This is a genomic window from Pseudogracilibacillus sp. ICA-222130 (genome assembly GCF_037892545.1).
Taxonomy (GTDB): domain Bacteria; phylum Bacillota; class Bacilli; order Bacillales; family Amphibacillaceae; genus Pseudogracilibacillus.
On record NZ_JBBKBG010000076.1, the window covers coordinates 1 to 1,352 of the forward strand.

The window sequence follows — 1,352 nt, forward strand, 5'->3', positions numbered from 1 at the left end:
TGGATCTATGTCAATATTTTGGACACAAATAAGTTAAGTTTTATTGATTTATTCTTACTACCGCGCTTCGCTTGCTGGCCTGCATGTTTTGTGAAGTTCTGAAAACCAAGAACCTCACAAAACATGCAGGTGTATAAAGCATTTACGATGGTATTAAGCTATTCATCTTATTGTTCTACGAATATATTTAAGGGAAAATCAACTGATGCGCACACAGCTATCTTCCATCTCTTGTGGTGTTTTGTAATCTATACTACTATGAATTCTTTTACGATTATACCAACCTTCAATGTATTGAAACAAAGCCATTCTGGCTGATTTTTCATCGATATATTGAACCTGATTTACTTCTTCTTTCTTTAAAATGGCGTGAAAGGATTCTATGCAGGCATTGTCATATGGACTACCTTTATGACTAAAGGAGTGTGTCATGTTAAGTTGTTCAATTACTTGGGCAAATTCATCACTTGTGTACTGGCTACCAAGATCAGAATGGAAAACGAGAACTTCATCTGGTTGTTGTGTTTCATAGGCATTTTTCAATGCCGTGATAATCAACTCCGTTGTCATAGTGCGTCCAAAAGAAAAACCAACAATCTTTTTGGTATGTAAATCCATGACGGATGCAAGATAGCACCAGCCGTGTTTTAACGTGTAAATATACGTAATATCGCCAACCCACTTCTCATTAATTGTATGAGTAGAGAAGTCCCTTTGTAAGATATTTTCACGCTCGACAACCTTTTCCTTACTTGGCGTTGGACGAAACTTTTTCACCGTAATAGATTTGATATCGGCCTTTTTCATTAGCCGTTGTACACGTTTAAGACTAACCTGATATCCTTCCATCACCAAAAGGTGATGGATTTTGGGAGCGCCGTATCGTTGTTTGCTTTCTTGATAAATTTCTATAATTCTTTTAGTTAATTGGCGATTCTCTTGCTCGCGATTAGAGATAGTTTTGGTTAATGATTTATAATACGTACTCCTAGGTACACCAAGCACTTCACACAACGTGTGAACAGGATAATTCTCTTTCTGTTGGTCGATTAGGTTAGTTATTTCAGCATCATTTATTTTTTCGCAAATATGGCCATAGCCTTTTTTAAGATTTCATTTTCCTGTTGTAGCTTTAGCATCTGCTTTTGAAGTTTTGCATAGTCATCAGGAGTTATGGAAGCTCCATCTTCCAACTCCATAGGACTTAATTTTTTAATCCATGCATAGATAGTTACTTCAGAAACGCCATATTCGCTGCTTAAATCCCTAACCGATTGACCGGAATGATATAAATCAACAACCATTTTACGAAAGTCGTCATTATATCGTTTGCCATTTTTGTGATTTGTCAT

Annotated in this window: 1 protein-coding gene; it reads right to left on the minus strand. The window is 36.3% G+C overall.

Annotated features, from left to right (window positions below; genetic code table 11):
• Nucleotides 1-198: 198 nt before the first annotated feature.
• A protein-coding gene (locus WKT09_RS13630; RefSeq protein WP_340416554.1) for an IS3 family transposase occupies nucleotides 199-1,352 on the minus strand; the annotation gives its coding sequence in 2 pieces (ribosomal slippage) (nucleotides 199-1,112 and nucleotides 1,112-1,352; 1,155 coding nt in all).